Source organism: Streptomyces sp. SL06 (assembly GCF_058244745.1).
In genome coordinates this window covers 3347846-3364748 of sequence record NZ_JBSYOT010000002.1, presented here as the reverse complement: position 1 = coordinate 3364748, position 16903 = coordinate 3347846, and the positions used below count along the sequence as shown (strand labels likewise).

The following is a 16903-nucleotide window of genomic DNA, read 5'->3' as shown; positions in this document are numbered from 1 at the left end:
GTGGAGTCAACGTCGACGTGCCTGTGGAGGCTGCGGCTGGGAGGTCGGCGCAACCGTTGTCGGTCGGACCGGCGCGACCGACCACCGCATCGCACTCCGTATCCGTGCCACACGTGCACGCTCACTCGGAACCGACCTGGCGCTGAGTCGCTCGACGCGCCAGGTCAGCACCCGTGCGGGGTTTCGGGCGTCGTGGAGTGCCCGTTCGTCGGTGGCCTGTTGGAGCAGTTTCTTCGGATCGTGTCCGGCCTTCTCGGCGGCCGCGAGCGCGGCCGTGAGTGCGTCGAAGGATGGGTCTTCGGCCACCTGCTTGGCATGGTCCGGCATGATCTGGTGGATGAGGAGGATGTGGCGCTGCACCACTTGCTGGGGTGGCCGGCGCTGGGCGAGTGCGGTCAGTGGTGCGACGGCTGTGTGCTCGTAGGCGGCTTGCAGGTGGATGAGGGTCTGATGGGCTGCCGCCACCTGCTGGTCGTGGTGGCGGAGCTGGTGCCAGCGGGCGGCGGCGATGACGACGAGGATCGCGGCGTCGAGGAACATCGCCAACAGGGCGCCGTCCTTGGGGGCGGGTTCGCGGATCATGGAGCGCACGGCGCCGCGTAGGGCGCGGGCGTGCTGGTGCTCGGCTTGGACGCGGGAGCGGGTGGCGCGTTCGAATGCCTCGGCCGCCTGCCTCAGCTGGGGGCGAATGGTCTGGGGTGCGCGGAGGGACAAGGCGTCGAGGGCTTCGCCGAAGGCGGTCAGGTGGGCCTGGGCTGCCGCGTCCTCAGCGTGTGCGAGGCGGTGGGGGATGCGTTCCGTAGCGGCGGTGGCCTGGTGCCATGAGTTGGTGATGCGGGGGCTGTTCTGTGGTTCGGTGGCGTCGAGGCGCTTTCGGATCTTGGGGAGGGACAGGTCCGGGGGCTAGGGCGGAGCCGGAGTACCAGATCGGTTCCTGCTGGGCGTTGGTGTCGCCTTTGAGAGCGACGGTGTGGCCGCGTACGTCGCCGGACGGGAACTGCTTGACGTCGACCATGATGTGGTCGGTGTGCTGGAGCAGGCTGATGAACTCCTCAGTGCTGGTTGCGGCGGCCACGGCGGTACGCACCGTGGTGCGCAGGCGTTCGCGGGCGGTGCGGGCCTGGCCGGCGCGCTTGGCCTTCTCCTGCTCGGCGCGGGTGGGTCGTTTGGCTGCGGTGCGGTCGCCGCGTACGACCTGGAAGAGGTCGTATTCCGTCTCGATGGCGGCGAGTTCGCGGTCGGCAAGGAGGTAGTCGTTCCAGTGGCGTGCGGTGCGCAGGTCGGCCCGTACCTTGGTGGCGGCGATGTGGATATGGTCCGGCGCGTGGCGGACGGCGACCCAGCGGCAGCCGTCCGGATCACCGTCGGGGGCGATGCCGGTGGCGGCGACGATACGGCGGGCGATGTCCGCCCACTCCTCGTCACTCAGGGTCCGGTCGGTCTCGGCGGCGCGGACCGAGCAGTGCCATACGTGCTTCTCGGGGGCGCGGCCGAGCCTGTCGGCCTGCTTGACGTGCAGGTTGAGGTCCGCGACTAGGCCGTTTCTGATGGCTCTTGGTGAGCTGGGTGGATCTCGTGGCTGGCCGGGCAGGACGCCCATATGGTGCGGCGACACGAGCTCACGGACGCGCAGTGGCAGATGATCGAATCCCTCCTGCCGGGCAACGGCAGGCCGGGTGGGCAGTGGGCGGATCATCGCAGGGTGATCAACGGGGTGCTGTTCCGGGCCCGGACCGGGGTGCGCCCTGGCCTGACCTGCCGGAGCGGTACGGGCCCTGGCAGACCGTCTACGAGCGTCATCGCCGCTGGTCGGCCGACGGCACCTGGCAGGCCGTCCTCGATGAGTTGCAGATCGAGGCGGACGCCGGCGATCCGGACGTGGCGCTCACCCGCCAGGAGTGGGCCGTGAACATCGATTCAACGTCCTGCCGTGCGCATCAGCATGCGGCCGGGGCGCCCCGCAAGCCTCCGGCCGACCATCAGCAAAAGGGAGCGGGGTGCGTGAGGAGGCAGATGGGCGCGAGGTGCTGGGGCGCTCGCGGGGCGGGCTGACCAGCAAGGTCCATCTGCTCTCCGACGACCGGGCCCGCCCGCTGCACTGGCTGGCCTCGCCCGGTCAGCGGGGGGACAGCCCGGTGTTCGCCCCGGTGCTGGACGGCTTGCGCATCCGGCGCCGCGGTCCCGGCCGCCCGCGCAGCCGGCCGGACCGGGTGCGCGGCGACAAGGCGTACTCAAGCCGCGACAACCGCGCCTACCTGCGGCGGCGCGGAATCAAGGCCACCATCGCTCAGCCCGACGACCAGCGGGCCCACCGCGCACGCCGGGGACGAGCCGGTGGCCGGCCCCCGGCCTTCGACAAGGCCCAGTACCGCCGCCGCAACGCAGTCGAGCGGTGCGTGAACAAGTGGAAACAGTTCCGAGCCGTGGCCACGAGGTATGACAAGCGCGACTACATCTTCAACGGCACCCTCACCGTGACCGCGATCGTCATCTGGCTCCCCGACACCGTCCAAGAGCCATCAGAAACGACCTAGTCGTCTGCTCCCAGCGAGGGGTCAGGGCCGAAGGCAGTGACGACCATGCGGGCGAGTCCACCGGGTGGGCTGGTCAGCGTGCCGCTCACGCGCACCGGTATTCCGGCATCGTGACAGTGCACGGCTGCGTGATAGTCCCTGTCGGCAAGGTCCATCCATACCGTGCGGCTGCGGCGCTGGATGAGCGTCTGGACTCCGACTCGGCCGGTGTCGTCATCGGGGTGGCGACTGAGGTCTGTGACCACGCCGTAGATCAGGTGCTCTCGCGTGTAGACCTTGGTCTTCAGCTGTTCGGACACCAAGTCCACGATCTCGATCGCATCGCGGTTGAACTCAACATGTGCTGGCGTACCCGGAGGTGGCGCAGCCACGCGGGACCAGTTGAAAGCAACGTCGAGCGCGTTGACGGACTCTGTATTCACGACCTTGGCGAGAGCCTGGCATAGCTCGTAGGAGACTCCTTCACCGATGGAGTCGTTGATCTCGCTTGCGGTGGGCGCGTGTTCGGCGCCTGCCATTTCTTCCAGCACGCCGAGCGCGCGAGACATCGTGGCCGTCACCCGGCGGTCAAAGAGAGTCTCCTCGATCTGAACGTCGATGTGATTCTGCCGGGGTGAGTAGATGTCCTCGGGCGAGCGTGCCTGTGACCAGGTGCTGAGCGCTCTGGGTCACGCAACTTGTCGTAGGTCTCGATGTCCAGGTCGAAGCTGTAGCCGCTTCTGATGGTGCGTGGGTTCTGCGTGCACTTGAGCTGGATATCGACCATGAGGCCGCGCGAGCGGAGCGTGACGTCGACCCCGTCTTTGTCCACGTTCCAGTCGCAGATCGTGTATCCACCTTGCGTTGCTAAGGCATGCACGTACGCGCGACTGACTTGTTCCTTCTGCCAGCTCGTTGCCTCAGCAGCCATGCCCACCCCCTGGTTGCGTGATCGCGAGGATAAGTGCGATCGGAGGGGCGAGGGAATAGCGCGTCGGCGGCCCGTCTCTGGCCGCTTCAGCCGCCGGGCACTATGGACGCCGATTGACGAGTGCACAGGGTCAGCCGCGTGATGGCTGCTGGTCGCGGGCTTCGAGATGCAGGACCGTCGGGGAGAAGCCGACCAAGATCTTCTCCCAGGTTTCTCCCAAACGATCTCCGGAGACGCAGGAAGGGCCTGACCCGCAATGCGGATCAGGCCCCTGACCTGGTACTTCACTGTCGGGGTGGCGGGATTTGAACCCACGACCTCTTCGTCCCGAATGAGGTTCCGCCAAGATCGACACCGGGTGGTTTGATGTTTTGCCTGGTCGGGGCGTTGGGGTGGGGCGGTCTCGGGTGGTGTGGAAGGGGCTTGGAGAGCGGGTCGGCTCCCAGGTGGCTCCCAGAACCCGACACGGAGGCGTCGGCGTCCCTATGCCCGGCGTGACAGGTCGTCCACCAGGAGGTCGAGAGTCGCCTCCTCATGGAGCGCGACGCCGAGGGCGGTCATGGCAGGGGCGAGATCCGGGTCCCAGTCCGCGTCGACCGGCTGGCCGTCGAGGGCCAGTTGAGGGATGCCCTCGGCCTGACTGCGAGCGGCCAGGTGCTCGTAATCCGCGGTGCCCATGCGCCACGGCCGGGCTTCGTAGCGGCGGATGACCCGGTTGGCCAGAGCGATCCCCGGCCAGTCGAAGTCGCCGTGGTACGCGAAGCGGCAACCCGTGGCGGCGAGGGCGTCGAGAAGAGTGAAGACCACGGTGGCCGCGCTGCCGGAGGTGCACACCAGGGGCTGGACGCAGGCCGCGTCCGCCGCGGCTTCCACCACGCGCGGGTTCTCACAGATGTGGATGAGCGTTCCGGCGGGGAGCTGCAGCCGGAGGCCATGCAGGTCGCGTGGTGTGACGTGCACTTCGGCGTGATGGTCGGCTCGCTCCCGCAGAGCACGCTCCCGCCAGCCCTCGCCGTCGGGTCGCAGTCCGTACGTCAGCACCGTGCTGGAGACCTCGTCCGGTGTGACGGACACCAGACGCCACAGAGCGCGTCGGCCGGCCGCGTCGTCGGGGAACTCGGTGCCGTGGGCGAGGGCGACCCCGCGTTGGACGAGGCGTGCGAGCCAGGTGCCGTCGTCCAGGCCGTGCGCGGAGCCGGTCGTCATGGCGGCGAGTTCTCCTCGCCCGCGTGTGCCGTTGCGTTCAGGTCCGTCGGGTCCGAGGAGAGCGGTGAGGACTTGGACCGCCTGCTGGAGTGTCCATATCGCCGCTTCGGGCGTCACTCCTCTCGGAACACCGGAACGGCGCAGCAGGTCGTACCACTGCCGGGGCCATTCCTGGTCGGCGAGTGGGGAGGCGTCCAGTGACGAAGCAAGAGACGACCACACCTGTTCCCGCCGTGCCGCCACGTCCGCGCGGGCGGCACGGCGGTCGGTGAGTGGCGGGCCGAGTTCCTCCAGGGTCTGTCTGAGGCCGAGTCCGGCGGCCGAGGCGCGTAGCCGTGCGTCGAGCACGTCGAGCCGTATGGTCACGGCGGCACCTGTGAGGGGTTTGCCCAGCAGGAGAGACAGGTCGTTGCGTTCCCGGGCGTTCATCGCGGTCAGTCGGAGCGAACCCATGGCCTGTACGCCGTTGCTCTCCAGGCGTTTGCGTGCCCCCTGCCAGAGCCGGGTGAGTCCAGGTCCCGCCAGCCAGTCGCGCGTCGCGGCGGGCAGCCCGCTCATACGGACACCAGACGCCGGTGTCGGCCGTTCCAGGTGTAGTGAAGGGTGGCCACCCCGCGTACGTGGGGATCGCGGAGGCACTCGTAGATGTGCAGGGACGGAACCTCGGACCAGTTGCCCATGAGCCGCTCGCTGGTGAGGACGAAGTCGAGATCGAGGTCGACGAGGATACGGCCCAGCCGGCCGTGGGTGGGTTCGTCGACCTTCGCGAAGGCGTCGTCCAGGAGAATCAGGCGTGGTGCATGCGGTGCCGACTCGGCGAGGCTGGTGAAGTGGGCGGCTGCCGCGGCGAAGAGCACGAGGTAGGAGAGAACCCGTTGTTCGCCCTGGCTGAGACCGGTCCGGCCGGTCAGTTTCCTACGGCGGCCCGGAGCCGCGTCCTCGACCACAAAGGTGTGGAAGCGGAACCAGTCGCGGTAGTCCAGCGCGGTCCGCAGATGGACGGCGTAACCGGCTGACGGGTCGGCACGGCGGGCGTCCTCGATTCGGCGTTGCAGCACCTCGCGCAGCTGCTCGGTCTGGTCGCGCGTCCTGAGGCTCGACGGACTGCGCAGCAGCTCGACGGCCGCGCGCACATCCGCGTCCACGTCCTCGTCCAGCTTCCACAGCAGCTCGACACCGAGGCCGTGGGAGGTGCGCACGGTCCGCAGGGTGTCGTTGAGAGCGGCGACTAGGTTCGCCGCGGTGATGACCTGCGCCGAGAGGTGGTCGCCGAGCTCGCCGGTCAGGAACCGCTGGAAGACCTCGCGTTCGCGCTCGGTGAGCCGTCCCCGGGCCTCCGCGGCCCGAACCGCGATTCGCTCGCCCACGGCCGCGACATCATGGGACCCGTGGTCGTCGACCAGGCGGCACACCTTGATCCCGTCGCGCTCCTCCAGCTGCGCGTCGAATCCGCCGGCCAGTTGGTCGCGCAGATCGGTGTGGCGGTTGAGCAGGGTGCTGTCCGACACCTCGCCCTTCGGGCGGCCGAGGGCCTGTTCCACGGCTTCGGCGAGGGCCCGCAGTGCGCGCAGACGGCTGCGGACGTCCGTGCCGGGATCGTCCGACACGTACTCGGGCAGCGAAGCCCGGTCAAGCTCGGCGCCGCGCACCACCTCGGGTCGGCTGAGAGCACCGCGAAGAGCGCTGCCGACGTCGATGACCGCGGTCTCCTGATCCACCAGGCTTCCGCGCAGGCGCTTTTCGTCCTCTTCCGCGCGTACGCGTAGGTCGTGGAAATCGTCGCGAGCTCGTTGTGCGGCGGGGAGCGCTTGGAGGGCGTTCGCGATGCGCTGCTTGGTCTCCTGCTCGCGGGAGAGGATCTCCTCCTCGGACGACCCGATGGCCTCCTCGCGGGTGCGCAGGTCCTGCTCGGCGGTGCGCAGGCCGGTGAGGTGGACTCGGTAGCTCTCTTCCGCGGCCAGGCGATCCTCGCGGGCGCGTCCGTACCGGTCGGCATCGGCCTGGTTCGTACCGAGCCGCTCGCCCGTGCCGCTGACGGCCCTGCGCAAATGTCCGATACCGCTCAGCAGACCAGCCAGTGCGGTGCGCACACGGTCCAGGGAGGCGGGGTCGCCGGGCAGGTCGTGGGCGGTCGCGGTGGCATCCGCCTCGGTCCGCGCCGATACCGCGAGAGCGCGTGTCTCCTCGGCCAGCCGCGCCGCCCGGGCCGCCTTGGCGGTCAGGTCGCGCAGGGTCCGCTCGGCTGATTCAGTCCTGCTCCACGCGTCCGCGAGATTCCGTGCCCTGGGGAAATCCCGTTCCGCGAGCGTGAGAGCCCGACGCATGGCATCGGCTACGGCGAGTTCCTTGCGGACATCTGCCAGCCGTTGTTCCGTATGCGTGATCCGCTCCTCCAGCTCGGCGAGGATGCGTCGCCGGGTCTCGGCGCGTACGGCGGCCCCCACGTACTCGGTGGCGTCCTTGTCATGACGACCGCTGAGTACGCCCAGACGCCAACTGCCGTCGTAGAAGACCGCGTTGTGCGCGGAGGTCTCCTGTGCCGATGCGAGTGCGATGGTGGCCAGGAGACTCCCCACCTGCTCGGAGGTGACGCCGCAATCCGGTTCAGGGGCTGGGCGCAGGGCCGAGGCGAGAGTCGGCCCGTCGGATAGCACGGGACCCGGCTGGAGAAGGGTGTCCTGGGTGCGTGGATTGAGAAGGACGCCGTCCGCACTCACCCACGCATCCAGGATTCCGCTCGCCTCCAGCGCCCCTTCCAGACCGGCTCGGTCGGCCGGAGCCTGGTCGTCCGCGAAGTCCACGAGCCGGTAGAAAGGGGCTCCACTACCCGGCGTTCTCGCGGCGGCGCGATGGTGCGGGGCCGGTGGCTCGGGGTCGGTACGTTGCTCCCAGTCCCGCTTCTGCTCCGCCAGGCGGTCGAGTTCCTCGCCGAGTCGGCTGACGCCGAGCACTAGGGCGTCTCGGCGTTCGGTGAGTTTCTCGCCGTACGGCTCCAACGCGGCCTGAGCGGTCAGCCACGCCTGGCTGTCGATATCGGGCGGCAGCGTGCGGTCCGCGAACGGCGCATCGGTAGAAGTCTCGAGGCCGACGACGGCTTGGACGGCGTCAAGCGGCGGGCAGTCGGCACCCAGCGCATTCCGCGTGCGCGCCGCCCACTCGGCGACTTGACCGGAGTAGGCGCCGCTCTCCTCGGCGACCTTCTGGCGGCTGCCCTCGACATGGCCGGCGGCCTCTTCCACCTCGCCCTCCAGCCGTTCCCGCTCGGCATCGGCCTGAGCTGCCCCGGCCCGGGCCTCGTTCGCCCGTGAGATGAGGCGGGTTACCTCCTGAGCCATCCGGGCCCGGTTTCTCGCGACCGCCTCGGCGTCCTCCAACTGGGTCTGCCAGGACCGCAGCCCTTCCTGCGCCGTGACCGTGTCCACACGGGCCACCGACCGGCGCCGTAAGGTACGCGTCTCCCCGTCCGGAGTCGTCAGTTCGGTCTCGGTGGCCTGGGCGAGAACCGTGCGCGGCAGAGCCACCGCCTCGCCGAGATGGCCGGTAGGAAGCCCGGCCTTTTCCGCCTGTGTCAGCAACTCCCGATGTTCGGTTCCCAGCTCGGCCAGTCGGCTTCCGAGGTGTTCGACACCTTCGGCCAGCCGCTCCGCCGAGCCCTCCTCCGCGTCGTGGGCGTTGCGCAAGGTGGTGAACGCGGCCACGGCGGCGGTGTGCAGCGCCTCCACCGTGCCGCGGCGCTCCGACAGTTCGCGCAGGCTGCGGTAGGCGTGACTGGCGTGTAGGGCGGCCAGGTCGGTCCGGGCGTTCTGTTCCTCGTCGCGCAGGGTCTCCAGTCGGCCCTCCGACTCCTTCTCCTGCGTCCTCAGGTCGCTCGTCCGCTGTGCGGCGTCTCCGGCCGCCCGGCGCCGCTGAGCGAGGACGCCCAGTTCGTGGCTCACTCTCTGGGCGGAGGCGTGCAGGACCCCGGCCAGGTAGCCGCGGTAACTGGTGAGGAACGTGCGCAAGGCCGCGTCGGTGCGTTCCAGGCGGCCGAGTTCGTCGCGTACGGCGTCGAGGTCGTGGAGGTTGCGGGCCACCTTCTCGACCACGTCCTCGTCGAGCCCCGGCAGGGTCTCGCTCAGCAGGGAGACCAAGCCCCCGTGTTCGATACGGTCACCGACCGTCGGGCGCCGCAGCCGGTGAAGGAGCTGGGTGAGGTTGCGATAGCGCGTCGCGTCGGTGATGCCGAACAGTTCCCGGGCCACACGCGCACGGTGCTGGACCGCACGGTCGGTCGTGTTGTCGGAGCCGACGATCTCCTTGAGCCGGTCGACTGGTAGCGGCTTTCCGCCCTCGACCAGGTGCAGATCCTCGCCGATCCGCAGCGGGGTGACGAAGAACGTCGGCAGCGCCTTCTGCGTCGACTTCGAGGCGCGGATGGCGGCACCGAGCGTCACGTGGCGCTGACCGCCGTCGTCGGCCGTGCCCCGGAACTCCACCCACAGATACCCGAGACGGTTGGTCTGCTCGAACCCGTCCAGCATCAGCCAGGCAAGTGTGGTGCGGCCGGTGCCTGTCGCGTCCAGTGCCCGGGAGTCGCCGTCCAGAAGATACGGGAGCAGCATCTCCAGGGCCTTGGACTTGCCCGCGCCGTTCTTGCCACGCAGCAGCAGCCGTCCGTCGCCGAAGGAGAACTCCTGCTCGTCGTACTGCCAGACGTTCTGGATGCCCGCCCGGTGCAGCCGGAAGCGCGCGCCGGTGGCCGTCGCGGGGCCGGAGCGCGGCAGCGGAACGAGGCCACGCGCGTCGGTGGTCATAGCGGCAACTCCTCTTGAACGTCCGTGCCTTTGCCGGCTGCGGTGGCCGGGCGCACCGTGACTTGGGTGGCGTAGCGGGCCGCTGCGGCCAGCAGCACCCAGCCGTCGCCGCCGGGCCGTGCGCCATGGACATCGGTCACCGTGCGTCCTTCCGACGCCTCTTCGACGTAACCCTCCGGCAGTCCTTCGCCCTCGGCGCGCAGCCGGCCCGCGCGGGCCATCAGCCGCATGCGGACCAGCAGGTCCAGTACGGCCTCTCGCAGGGAGGGAAGGTCCTCCAGGTAGCCGCGTTGCCAGTTGCTGCGCTGCCCGTACTCGGCGATGAGCTCGGCGAGCACCTCGTCCACCAGGCCGTCCGGTACGGCCACCCCGATGACGAGCGTCCCGCCGGTCGCCGGATGCCCCGGCTCCTGCGGCCGAAGCCGTTCCACGAGCCGTTCCGCCAGCAGCAGCGCGGCCTGTGCGACGGTCCCGGTGCCCGGCAGGTGCAGATCCGTGAGCTCCTCCTCGGGGTCCACCAGCGCCACGCCCTCGGCACGGATCTCCATCTCCAGACCAAGGAGTTCGGAGAAAGCCTGGGCCTCCCGGCGCTGCCGGGTGCGCAGCCAGTCACGCTCGGCGTCCGTCAGCTCGTCGAGGTGGACGACGGATGTCTCGACGAGCATCCGGCGCACGTAGGTGCGTGGTCCGCCGAAGCCCGGGTCCGCAGCCCGCCGGACCAGGTCGGCGCTGTCCCGTGCTTGGGAGAGCGGGCCGGCGACAACCACGCGTGCCAGCTCCCGATCTATCGTGATCAGGGCTTCTCCGCCCGCCTCCTGCGCAAGCGCGGCCACATGGCCCTCGGTCTCGATGAGCACGCCCCAGTCGACGAGCTGGCGCAGAGCCGCTACCAGGGTCCGCTTCCCGGCCGCCCGGCCCGTTTCCTCCAGCTCAATCCCGGCGTCGGCTGCGGCAGCCCTGATATCGGCGACCAGGTGTGACAGCAGCATCTGCTCGGGCGCCGTCACCAGCACGGACAGGGCCAGCGCGAGGCAGGCGTACGTGTGTGGGGTGAACGGGGTGCCGGTGGAGCGCTCCAGCCGATGACCCGAACCCGCCCCCAGCCCCGCCTTGAACAGCCGGGCGTAGGAGCTGTCGACCAGCAGGCGGTAGCCGAGCACCTGCTGGAACCGTTTGCCCAGCCAGTCGGCGTGCCTGCGGATCAGCGGGAAGAGGTCGGCGTGAGGGCCATCCGACGCGACCAGTGGGTGGGCGAGCAGCAGTCGGGCGGCGGTGCGGCGCTCGGCTGCCAGGGCCACGTCGTGAGCCGAGGGGAGGGTCATGACACGCTCGCCTCCGCTGCGCCGTCTACCGCGGCAGAGGTGCGACCGATGTCCAGCTCCAGGTCGTCCAGCAGCAGGTCGCCGTCGGCCGAGTACAGCACCGTTCGCGTGCCCGCCGTCCGGCGCACGGTGAGGCGAATACGCAGTTCGGCGTCTTCACTGCTGGCCGAGTCGAGGTCGAACCCCGCCGTCCTCTCTCCGCCCGTGCTGACGGGCGTGCTGAGCTGTGCGTTTCCGAGCGCTGTGGCCAGCAGCTCCAGGAGCAGGCCGAGCGCCGCTGACGTGAGGCGTACCTCGCCGAACCGGCCGGACGCACTGCGCAGTTCGTCGGCCGCCGCTGCTCTGGCCGCTGCCCGCTGCCGTGCGGCCTCCCTCAGCAGCTGCTTCTGCGCGGAGTGGTCCTCCACCGCGGAGGCCCGGCCCCGCTGGGCGCGGCTGCCCCTTTCCCGCAGGGCCACCGGCACCTCGACCACCGGACCGGTCCACCAGCTTGTGTAGGCGGGCACCACCTCGTCGGCGGCCGGAGGTATGCCCAGATGGCGGGCGCCGTACAGCCCGAAGGCGGCGACGGCGATGTCGTGTGCGTCCCGCGGCGCCGCTTCGTCGAACCAGCGGGCCAACCGCAGCAGATCCTTGCGCCGGGACATCTCCCCGGTGGCCGACCGCAGCATTCGCTTGGCGTTGGCGAGCAGCGACTGCAACGCGCGCAGAGTGGCATCGCGTAGCTGGTCGACCTGGCTGCCCTGGCCGTCGGTGTTGCTGAACCAGCCGCGCAGGCCGTACCAGTCCGCGAGATCGCGGCCCCGGCTGCGCTGCACTCGGACCTCCGTGCGGCTCCCGTCCTGCGGAGACAGTCCGGCGAGGCCCTGGGCGTGAGTGTCCAGCCGGTCCAGCAGGGCCGGCACGTGTGGCCACAGGGTGTCCAGTGCTCCCGAGATGCGGGGCGCGCGGAACGCCACGTCGTCCGTGATCGCCTCGACGTAGTCCAGGAGCAGCTCCTTGAAGCCCTGGTACTCGGCACTGTCGAGGTCATAGCGGGTCAGCACCTGGCCGAGGTAGGCGTAGAAGTCCCGTATGGAGTCTGCGAACTCGGTGAACTGCACGAACAGCGTGCTGATCCGCTCCAGTCCGTCCTGCGGCTCGATGCCGCCCGGCGCGGTCACGAGGCCGGCCAGCTCGCGCAGCCCGCGCTCGACCAGTGCCAACAGTTCGTTGCTCACCTCGCGGGCGGCGTCGGCCTCGGCCAGGACTCCGTCGGCGTCACGCTGGATACGTTCGCCCAGTTTCGACAACTGGTAGCGCGAGCGGGAACGCTGGTACTCGCTGATGCTGGACGCGTTCACTGTGTGGCTGCTGCGCAGCAGGTTCCCCCACTGCACCAGCTGTTCCAGTCGGGCCGTGAGGGTGTCGGCGTCGAGTCCCGCGGCGGAAGCGCCGGCCTGACGCAGTTTCGCCAGGATGTCCGGGACGGCGAGATCCGCCAGCAGCGTTCCGCAGAAGACCCGCATGATCGCGACGTGCTCCAGCCGCTCGGGCGCGCTGAGGTACGTGTACGCGTTCAGCCGCCGCCGCGCCTCCTCGTCGGCGTCCTGACCTGCACCGGATGCTGATGCCCCCATGCCCGTGAGGTTACGCGGCGCATACGGGCGCCGCCGGTGGGTGGCCGAAAATGCCACGGACGTGTGCTGGCCTGTGGCGAATCCCGCGGGAGCGGCGTGTGGGGCATGTAGGCGTCCGGCGTCCCGGCTCACCCTGAATGGGCCCTTCGGTTTCTGTGCTGAGTGGCCTCCAGGAGAATGGGGTACGTTCAGGCCGATATCGATGGGGGCGGAAGACGGAAGGAGGCACGCGGTGTCGTACGAACCCAAACTCGCCGCGGCTCTTTCCGGCGCGACGCTGCGCCAGCTGTCCCACTGGCGCCGAGCCTCCGGGCCCAAGGGCGCCGTGCTCGTGCCCGAGATCTCCAGCGAGAGGCCGATCCTCTACTCGTTCCGCGACGTTGTCGCACTCCGCATCTGTGTGCAGCTGCGCGAAGAGGCTTCGTTGCAGAAGATCCGCCGTGCGCTGAATACGCTCAGGGAAGACCTCGGCGAGTGGGAGCACCTCTCCTCGTACAAACTCGTCGCGGGCCCGGACACGATCTATCTGGCTGAACCCGAACACGCCGTAGACCTGATCAAGGGGGGCAATGTGGTCATCCACCAGATGGTGGATGTTCTCGCGCCCTTCTATAAGGACGGCCGCAGCATTCCCGCTCTGCTCACCCCCCGTGAGCACGTCGCGGTCGATGAGTCGGTCCGCGGCGGCGAACCGGTCATCCAAGGCACCAGGATCCCAGCGTCAGATGTCGCTGCCCTCGTAAGAGACGGCATCCCGCCGGATCAGATCGGTGAGTTCTACCCAGGCGTGACGGCCGAGGCCGCCCGGGACGCCGCCGACTTCAGCGAGTACGTCGACAGCTATGGCGGCAGCGAGCCCCGGCAGGTCGTCGCTTGAAACTGCTGCTCGACGAGAACGTGCCGCGCCCCATGGCCGAGATCGTGCGCATCCTGCTGAAGGCACATGAAGTCGTCCACGTCCACGAGCTCAAGGGCTGGACGGGCACGAAGGACATCGAGCTGTATGCCAAGGCCAAGACCGACGGCTTCGAGGTCGTCATCACCAACGACACCAAGCAGCTCAGCCGGCCACTCGAAGTGGCGGCCATCGCACAGTCGGGCCTGCATCGCATCGAGTACCGCCAGAACAACAAGCACGGTGGCCTGATAGGCCTGGGCACGGCGATCGCCACTGTCTGCGCGGCCCTTCCTCACGCCCTGTCCGAACTCGAAGCAGCTGACGGCCAGCGTCTCGTCTCTCTGACGTTGATCGACCCGACCCGGCAGAAGCGCCTCCAGATCACGGACCCGGCTGTCGCCCAGCCGAAGCACTGGCCGGGGCGCGATTCGACCGCTGAGTCCTGACACCTCGATACACGAGGGCTCCCGGCCAGTAACCCATCGGAATCGATGCGGGGAATGACCTGGCATCGCTGCCTGCGCTTCGTCCCATCAAGACTCACTGCCGAGCTCTTCCCGGAGCTCGGCGATGCGTTGTTGAGTTACCGCCGCGTTCTTCTGCTGACGGGTCAGCTTCGCCTCGGCGATTGCCAGTTCCCGGGCGAGCCGCTCCCGATCAGCTGCCGCCCGCTCACGGATGGTCCCGTCATCGCGGTACGCGGGCCCTACTCGCTCACTGCTCACTACGCCGCGACGCTCTCCGCACTCTGGACAGTCGACGACGCGGGCGGAGACGCGGGTGTTCTCGCGATGCTGAATGTAAGGCACCACGTGGTCGCAACGAAGAGTGAGATCCCAACTATCGAGGTCCTTCTTGCGTTCCTCCCGTGAGGGCCAGGAAGCGAACAGCTTGGCGAGCTTTTCCACCTGCTTCGGCCCCATCGGCGGTGGCGGGCAGCAGAAACAGCAGTGGGTTACCCGAGAACCGCTGACGGTCCACCGGGCGTCCCGGCAGTCGACGTGCCGGTCCCGGAACTTCTGGTTGGCTTCCTCGTATTCGAGCTTCTCCGCCTCGGACAACTTCAGGAGGGGTGGCCAGCTCCCCAGCTCATCCGTCATGGGCAGTCCGCAACCGCGGCAGGGCTCACCAGCCACGTACTCCGCCCAGCTGAGGCGTGTACCTTCTCGCTCCCACTGCTCATCCCGCTCCTGGCGTCGCCGGTCATCCGCTTCGGCTTCGAGGGCCGAGCGCAGAGCACGCTTGGCGGCTCGTTGCCGCTTCTGCTCCTCCGTGAGCTTGGCCATGGCTTCACCCTTCGCTGCACCGTGTTCTCGTGCACGACTGTGGAATCCATGCTGGCGTGGCCGCCCCGTGTGCCGGCTGCCCGTGTGCCGGATGACGACTTGTGACCGGACCTGGACCGCAAGCGGCCTTCAGACGACTGGTGTCGTCTGGAGCTGACAGCCGGAGGTTCCCGATTTGATACGTGGTCAGGAGCCGCACTGTAGAGAGCACGGACAACAGGGCACACGACGCAAGGGCCAATCTCGCCAGCCCGCGACCTGCCCCGAACCCGTACATGCGGCGCGTCTATGAAAGTCCCCAGCACTCTGTCCCGTCCCCTTGAGGCGTAGCACCGTGAGTCGTACACCGCTCCTGAGTGCAGGGAACTCTCGTGGAGCGGGGCGCCGGTGAAGGATTTCGGTAGCTTCGAGACCCTCGGTTTACTCGTCCGCTCCCCGTTCCTCTCGTGTTGACCTAGGATCGTTAGCGACCATGAACCCACCGTGATGGTTCGAGGCGGACCGGGTGCGTACACACCTTGGGGAGGCCCCGTATGGCTCGGCCTCTCCGCGACCACCGGCAACCCGGGGCGACAAAAGGGCGCGGGGAAGACGATGAGGGACCAGCACCTGACGAGGGGCGAACTGATCGACGGCCGCTACGAGCTGGCGGAGCTGCTCGGCAGAGGTGGCATGGGCGAGGTGTGGGCGGCGTACGATCAGCGGCTGGACCGGTCTGTGGCGGTGAAACTGCTGACACCACGGACGGCTGTCTCCAAGATGCCGCGCAAGCTCGATCCGCAGGACCCCGCCGTCGTCCGCTTCACCAGAGAAGCACGACTGATGGCCAAGCTGGAGCATCCGTATGTACCGGTCATCCATGATGCGGGCACTCATCGAGCGAGTCGGCTCTATCTGGTCATGCAGCGCGTGTACGGACACACGCTGGACCGGCTGGTGGCCCAGCGCGGACCTTTTCCCGTGGAGTGGGCCGCCGCGGTGGGCGCCCAGGTGTGCTCCGTGCTGGTCCAGGCTCACGGACGCGGCTTCGTCCACCGGGATCTGACGCCCCGCAACGTGATGCTCACGACAGACGGCACGGTACGCGTCCTCGACTTCGGTATCGCCACCGCCCTGCAACCACCGGACGGGCCACGGTTGACCGACGCGGGCATGGTGGCCGGAACTCCGGGCTTCATCTCTCCAGAGCAAGGCAAGGGGCAGGCGGCCACTCCCCTCAGTGATCTGTACGCACTGGGGTGCGTGCTGTACGAGATACTGGGCGGACGACCGCCGTTCACGGCCGACGAGCCGCTGGCCCTGGTGGTCCAGCACATCGCCGATACTCCAATACCACTGGAACGGCTGCGTGACGACGCACCAGCCGACCTGTGCGACCTGGTCTCCCGCTTACTTGCGAAGCGCCCGGAGGATCGGCCGGCGGACGCAGCCGAAGTCCGGGAGGCTCTCGCGCCCTGGGCCGAGCAGGCGGTGCCGAAGGCCGCCCGCGCCGGAATGCCGAGGCCCGGCAAGGCCACCGCGCGCCTGCCGCACGATGGCAGCGACCTTCCGAACGATCCTCCTTCGGACAAAGCACACGCATCCGTTCCGGAGCACGCCCCAGCCCCGCTCGCAACTGCACAACCTTCCGTTCGGCCAGCGCAACCGCCGTCCGCCTCCGGGGCCGGGTCGCCCGCGGAGTCGGCGGACCTGCGCGAGCGCGCGCAACGCCTTGCGGCCGACGGACGGTTGTCACAGGCACTGGAGCTGCTGGGCAGGGATCTCAACGAGGTGCTGCCCCGTTTCGACTCCTCCCATCCGGAGGTCGCCTCCCGCCGACTGGCCATCCTCCGGTTGCAGTTCGAAGGGCAGGAACTGCAAGCGGCACGCGAGGGCTGCCTGGAGCTCGCGGAAACCCTCGTGTCGACCCGTTCCGCGCCGGACGCGGACCTCGCGGCTTGCCGGGTGATGGCGGCCCGCTGCCTTGGCCGGCTCGGGCACAACTCCGCCGCCCTCCTGGAGCTTCGCGAGGCATTCGATCTCCAGAAGGAGGTGCTTCCCCCGCTGGATCCGGAGGTGTTGGAGACCCGCCGGGACATCGCCACCCTCCTGGCGGGCTCAGGCTCGGCCGGTGAAGCCCTGGAGGCTCTGCGCCACCTCGCCGACGACCAACGGACCGTGCTGCCTCCCGACAATCCCGCCCATGCCGAGGTGGAGCGTCTGATCAGCCGCCTGGGCAGACTGACCCGCGCGCTCCGCCTCCCGCCGACGCCCCGTCCACAACCAGGGGAGAAAGTATGTGATCTAGGTCAACGAACGAATCGCTTGTCAATATGAGGCACTCCGGTAGGCACCG

Annotated in this window: 10 protein-coding genes and 2 pseudogenes; 4 read left to right on the top strand and 8 right to left on the bottom strand. The window is 69.0% G+C overall.

From position 1 onward, the window contains the following. Positions 1–6: 6 nt before the first annotated feature. A pseudogene (locus AC4IHM_RS15295) lies at positions 7–1696 on the bottom strand (relaxase/mobilization nuclease domain-containing protein). Between AC4IHM_RS15295 and AC4IHM_RS15290 the strand changes: the two are divergent. Further along, positions 1601–2534, top strand: a pseudogene (locus AC4IHM_RS15290) (IS5 family transposase). The pseudogenes AC4IHM_RS15295 and AC4IHM_RS15290 sit on opposite strands and share 96 nt — an antisense overlap. On the opposite strand, the gene AC4IHM_RS15285 reads toward AC4IHM_RS15290, so the two are convergent. The 6 genes from AC4IHM_RS15285 to AC4IHM_RS15260 all read right to left on the bottom strand — a co-directional run bounded on the left by AC4IHM_RS15285 (position 2531) and on the right by AC4IHM_RS15260 (position 12384). Continuing rightward, positions 2531–3082, bottom strand: coding sequence for a hypothetical protein (locus tag AC4IHM_RS15285; protein ID WP_490867581.1), 552 nt, complete (start codon positions 3080–3082; stop codon positions 2531–2533). The pseudogene AC4IHM_RS15290 and the gene AC4IHM_RS15285 overlap by 4 nt on opposite strands. 8 nt (positions 3083–3090) lie before the next feature. Continuing rightward, a complete protein-coding gene (locus AC4IHM_RS15280; RefSeq protein ID WP_490867580.1) occupies positions 3091–3444 on the bottom strand; it encodes a DUF4365 domain-containing protein in 354 nt (117 codons plus the stop codon). Between the two features lie 483 nt (positions 3445–3927). Next, positions 3928–5208: a TIGR02679 family protein gene (locus tag AC4IHM_RS15275; RefSeq protein WP_490867579.1), complete on the bottom strand. Its 1281-nt coding sequence runs from the start codon at positions 5206–5208 to the stop codon at positions 3928–3930. Beyond that, on the bottom strand, positions 5205–9443 hold the full coding sequence (locus tag AC4IHM_RS15270) for a TIGR02680 family protein (RefSeq protein ID WP_490867578.1): 4239 nt from the start codon (positions 9441–9443) through the stop codon (positions 5205–5207). The genes AC4IHM_RS15275 and AC4IHM_RS15270 overlap by 4 nt, the downstream gene beginning before the upstream one ends. Beyond that, the gene (locus AC4IHM_RS15265) at positions 9440–10765 is read right to left on the bottom strand and encodes a TIGR02678 family protein (RefSeq protein WP_490867577.1); all 1326 of its coding nucleotides are present in this window, start codon (positions 10763–10765) and stop codon (positions 9440–9442) included. The genes AC4IHM_RS15270 and AC4IHM_RS15265 overlap by 4 nt, the downstream gene beginning before the upstream one ends. Continuing rightward, on the bottom strand, positions 10762–12384 hold the full coding sequence (locus tag AC4IHM_RS15260) for a TIGR02677 family protein (protein ID WP_490867576.1): 1623 nt from the start codon (positions 12382–12384) through the stop codon (positions 10762–10764). The genes AC4IHM_RS15265 and AC4IHM_RS15260 overlap by 4 nt, the downstream gene beginning before the upstream one ends. A 232-nt stretch (positions 12385–12616) precedes the next feature. Between AC4IHM_RS15260 and AC4IHM_RS15255 the strand changes: the two genes are divergently transcribed. Together AC4IHM_RS15255 and AC4IHM_RS15250 are read left to right on the top strand one after the other, a co-directional pair. After that, entirely contained in the window at positions 12617–13261 is a 645-nt protein-coding gene (locus AC4IHM_RS15255; RefSeq protein WP_490867575.1) for a DUF433 domain-containing protein, read from the top strand. Further along, positions 13258–13728: a DUF5615 family PIN-like protein gene (locus tag AC4IHM_RS15250; RefSeq protein ID WP_490867574.1), complete on the top strand. Its 471-nt coding sequence runs from the start codon at positions 13258–13260 to the stop codon at positions 13726–13728. Before AC4IHM_RS15255 ends, AC4IHM_RS15250 begins: the two co-directional genes overlap by 4 nt. An 87-nt stretch (positions 13729–13815) precedes the next feature. Here AC4IHM_RS15250 and AC4IHM_RS15245 read toward each other — a convergent pair whose 3' ends face one another. Further along, on the bottom strand, positions 13816–14568 hold the full coding sequence (locus AC4IHM_RS15245) for a hypothetical protein (protein ID WP_490867573.1): 753 nt from the start codon (positions 14566–14568) through the stop codon (positions 13816–13818). 594 nt (positions 14569–15162) lie between these two features. On the opposite strand from AC4IHM_RS15245, the gene AC4IHM_RS15240 reads away from it, so the two are divergent. Continuing rightward, on the top strand, positions 15163–16884 hold the full coding sequence (locus tag AC4IHM_RS15240; RefSeq protein ID WP_490867572.1) for a serine/threonine-protein kinase: 1722 nt from the start codon (positions 15163–15165) through the stop codon (positions 16882–16884). The last annotated feature ends 19 nt before the right edge of the window (positions 16885–16903 follow it).